This is a genomic window from Acinetobacter sp. RF14B, from assembly GCF_006864105.1.
In the GTDB taxonomy this organism is placed as follows: Bacteria; Pseudomonadota; Gammaproteobacteria; order Pseudomonadales; family Moraxellaceae; genus Acinetobacter; species Acinetobacter lwoffii_C.
The window spans coordinates 1-4,250 of sequence record NZ_SMTB01000137.1; the positions used below are offsets into that span (position 1 = coordinate 1).

The following is a 4,250-nucleotide window of genomic DNA, read 5'->3' on the forward strand; positions in this document are numbered from 1 at the left end:
GGGCGCAGGTGCAGGAAATACACCTCTTGAACTGTTCATTGCCGTTGCCAACCGTATGGGGATGGACACCGGGGTTGACCTGTTTAAAGTACAAGACGTGGCAGAAGATCTGGTAATTCCAATGATGCACAACCCGATCCGTGCAGACCGCGATGCGGCAACACTGGGCTATGCAGGCGTTTACTCATCATTCCTGTTGTTTGCGAAACGTGCGGAAGCCAAATATGGTGTATCTGCACGCGAAATTCTGCTGGAACTGGGCCGCCGTGGCACAGTCGGTGGTCAGGAAGACATGATTGAAGATCTGGCATTGACCATGTCCAAAGCCAAAGAAGCCGAAGCTTAATGTGTTTTTAACTGTTTAGCCTTTAAACCGCTGCGCAGTTATTTTCAGATCAACGTCCGATGTAGGTCATCGGGCGTTTTGTATTTTAAGAAGAGGAGCGCGAAGTAGAAGCGTTACTTGCTTAAATTTAAATTATAGCTAAAGCATATTGGTTTATAGCTGAAGTATATTAATATAATCAATTGCTTAGAAGAATTAATATGGGGATTTAAACTTAAAAGCGCTTAATTTTCTTGTTTTATATTTAAAAAACTAAAATTTTGTTAAAAATAAATGACAGAACAAGGGTTTAGAAAAAACCCCACGAATATCGAGCAAAATATCTTATTGTTTAAAGCTCTTAACCTGAGCGGAGGGCGAGTCAGGAAAAAACAAAAATAGGGTGCATGACTTAAATCTTAATACTCTGGTCGGATTCCGTTTCTGGCCATTGTTCAGCATGATGGCGCCCTAGCTTTATTTGATTATTGGGAATAAGTCATGCGTCGTCAAAATTTATGGATAGCAATGCTGGCTGCAACAGCAACTTTAGGAACCACTGCAACTCAGGCAGATTTTATTGACGACAGTCAGGTCCAGCTCAAATTTAAAAACTTTTACCTAGATCGCCAGATTAAAGACGATTCCGCTAAAAACTGGGGTTCGTGGTCTCAGGGGGTGATGCTGGATGCCAAATCTGGCTATCACGATATTGGTAGCGGTATTCAGGTTGGTGCAGACCTGTTGGTGCAGCATGCCTTTAAGCTGAATGGCCGTGACAGAAATCCAGACTTTATTTTGCCGCATGATGGTAAAGAGTCGAAAGACAATTTTGGTAAAGTCGGTGCCACCTTAAAAGCCAAAGTATCGCAAACTGAATTGAAAGTGGGTGAATTATTGCCAGTTTCTCCAGTTTTGGTGTTTGATCCATCGCGTCAGTTACTTACCACGTTTAGCGGTGCATGGTTAGAATCTAAAGACCTGAAAAATACCAAGTTAACGCTGGCCTATATTGACGGCATTAACAACCGTTATGACAACCAGTTTCGTGACCTCAGCAAATTTGCGCCACCTGCCTATGACAATGGTGCAACATCTGACGGAATGTGGCTTGCAGGATTAGACTATCAATTCACTCAGGAATTGGGTGCAAGCTATTGGTACGCAGATGTACAAGACATCTATCAGCAACATTTTGTAGGTTTAAACCATACTGCTGCTTTAGGTGAAAAAAGCAAACTGACCAGCCATGTACGTTACTTCGATAACTCGGATTCAGGTAACAAACTCTATGGTGAGATTGATAACCAGGCTTTATCAGTAGGTACTAAACTTAATCATGGTGGACATACGATTGGTTTGGGCTATCAGCAAATGCTGGGCGATTCAGCATTCCCGACATTGGGCGGCTGGGTGCCACAGCCTTATCTGGTCAACTGGGGGGTTGCGACTTTTACCAATCCTGATGAAAAATCATTGGGTTTAACCTATGGTTATGATTTCTCTGAACTGGGTGCCAAGGGCTTGAATGCTACCGCCGTGTATATGCTGGGGAAGGATGCAACTTACGGCACCAAAAAAGATCAGGATTCAGACGAGTTGAACCTGATTGTGAATTACACAGTGCCAGAGGGTAAATTAAAAGGCTTAGGCGTCCAGGCCATGTATATCGATGCTGATTTTGATTATAAGTCCGATTTGCAGGAATACCGTGTGGCGACCACCTATACCTATAAATTCTAAGCATTCAGCAGATTTAAACCGGCGATGCAACAGCATCGCCTTTTTAAGCCCTAAAGTCTGAGAAAACTTAAGGAATTAAAATAAAATATTTATATAAAACAGATATTTAAATTATATTTTTTTTGTAGCATACAATCGTAATTTTGTATCAGTTGACTCGGCTGCAGCGGTTAAGATAAGGGTGTAAAAAAGTCATTGTTAATGAGTCAACTTGGCGTTGACCTCTGTTATCAGATGGACACGCAAGCTAAAAACTGTAAGAGGAATCAACATGAGCACTGTTCAAATCCCAGAATACAAAACAGATCCATTTTTTGGTTTAGAAGACAAATGGATTGAAACGGCAGAAGGTGAGTTGACGCACTATCACGAGATTGGTGAAGGTACACCAATTCTGTTCCTGCACGGTTCAGGTACTGGTGTATCGGCGGCGGCAAACTGGTGGTTAAACCTTCCAGCCATTGGTGAGCAGGCACGTTGTATCGCCATTGATACCATTGGTTATGGCCAGACTGTGGTAGCACCTGGTACGGCTTATGGTATTCGTGCCTGGGTTGATCATGCGGTGCGTACTTTAGATGCACTGGGTATTGAAAAAACCTGGTTGGTCGGTAACTCACTGGGTGGCTGGTTGGCTTTCCAGATGGCACTTGACTATCCAGAACGTGTTCTTGGTATTGTTTCTATGGGAACCGGCGGTGCGAAACAAACTGCCGCGTTGAAAGCGCACGCAAATCCGGTGCTTACTGAAGAAGGGATCAAGAAAACCCTTTCTATGTTTGTCGTAAACAAAGACCTGATTACTGATGAACTGGTAAAAGTACGTTTTGCGTCTGCTGCAAATGACTATGCATCAAATCGTTTGATGGATGTGGTGGGTGCACGTGACCGTGACCGTTTTGAATTCCCGCTTGATTTTGAAAAAATGAAAGAGATCACAGTTCCTGTGCTGTTGATCCACGGTACGCAAGACGTGGTGATTCCTGTATCACGGACCTGGGATATTCTGAATATTGTGCCAAATGCCGATGCCCACATTTTCAGCCAGTGCGGCCACTGGTCCCAGGTAGAAAAAGCAGAAGAGTTTAATACCATTATCAAAAACTACCTGCTGGCACATGGCGTAAAATAAGCCCGAGTAAAAATATAAAAAAAGGATGCCTGGCATCCTTTTTTTATGGCTAAACGATTTTATGGAGAGAGCTAAAGCAGTCACCTTTCTCGTGTAGCAAGTTTGATAGATATTTTTAATCTGTTTTAAGTCTAGATTGAGGCTTTTTTAGAAGAAAAAACACTTAAATTTTCATTAGACTTAAGTTGTAAAGCAGATGGTTTTTGAGCGGGAGTTCCTCATCTGCAGCCCAGGTTAAGGCTGATTTTGAGGCGCCAAAAAGTCAGCCTTTATGAAAAAACCAGAATACAAAGCGGGTTTTAATAAGAAAATAATAAAAGCAAATAGCACAGGTATGTATAGCGCAACCTGTGCTGTCAAAAAAAGCGGAAATTTATTTTTGTTCGTCGCGATTGATATTGAGATAGAACACGTGGGTCAGTAACTCCAGGAACTTGTCCACGGCCATTGAATTTCCAGCTTTGCGGTAACTCACGTATAAATCCAGATAAGGCAGTTCAACGTCAAGCGGACGAATGACCGTATTATTCATGGTCAACGGGGCAATATAGCCCGGTAAAATCGTGCAACCTAAGCCCATGCCAATCGAGTTGATGTTGAACAGGATATTGTCAGCTTTTTGCACAATGTTGAATTCAAGATTGTTGGCCTTGGCAAAGTCTAAAATCGCATTGTGCAGGGTCAGTGACTGTTCGGCAGCAGGAATAATAAAGTCTATGCCATTCAACTCTTTAACCGGAATTCGTTCATATTTGGCCAGTGGATGATCTTTAGGCAAAATAAAGATTAGCGGCTCACGCAGGACAAACTGGCTTTCAATTTCGTCGCTATGGAAGTTGTGACGGGTAAAGGTGAGATCTAGATCGCCTTTTTTCAGTAATCTCATTTGCTCGGTATTGTTCAGGCTGAGCAGTTCAATTTTCAGATCCGGGTTTTGGACACGCAGGTTGGGCAGAATGTACGGAAAGATCTTCATTTCGGCCACCGGCACAAAGCCGATGCGCAGCATCTGCTGCTTGGCCTGCGACACCTGACGCGCCATGGCAACGG

The 4,250-nt window shown here is 43.1% G+C and carries 3 protein-coding genes and 1 pseudogene; 3 read left to right on the forward strand and 1 reads right to left on the reverse strand.

Going from position 1 to position 4,250, the window contains the following annotated elements; all coding sequences use genetic code 11:
- The 3 genes and pseudogenes from E2K52_RS13545 to E2K52_RS13555 form a co-directional block, all read left to right on the forward strand.
- Positions 1-346 (forward strand): annotated as a pseudogene (locus E2K52_RS13545) (4-hydroxy-2-oxovalerate aldolase); the annotation flags it as partial.
- A 480-nt stretch (positions 347-826) separates the two neighbouring features.
- Positions 827-2,068: an OprD family outer membrane porin gene (locus E2K52_RS13550; protein WP_151205556.1), complete on the forward strand. Its 1,242-nt coding sequence runs from the start codon at positions 827-829 to the stop codon at positions 2,066-2,068.
- Positions 2,069-2,339: 271 nt separating this feature from the next.
- On the forward strand, positions 2,340-3,200 hold the full coding sequence (locus tag E2K52_RS13555; RefSeq protein ID WP_151205557.1) for an alpha/beta fold hydrolase: 861 nt from the start codon (positions 2,340-2,342) through the stop codon (positions 3,198-3,200).
- A 373-nt stretch (positions 3,201-3,573) separates the two neighbouring features.
- Here the strand turns inward: E2K52_RS13555 and E2K52_RS13560 are convergent.
- On the reverse strand, positions 3,574-4,250 hold a 677-nt coding region (locus tag E2K52_RS13560; protein WP_151205558.1), incomplete at its 5' end, for a LysR substrate-binding domain-containing protein.

Excerpts from the sequence above, each read along its gene's own strand:
- E2K52_RS13550 (WP_151205556.1), top strand. The coding sequence starts at position 827 with ATGCGTCGTCAAAATTTATGGATAGCAATGCTGGCTGCAACAGCAACT.
- E2K52_RS13555 (WP_151205557.1), top strand. The coding sequence starts at position 2,340 with ATGAGCACTGTTCAAATCCCAGAATACAAAACAGATCCATTTTTTGGT.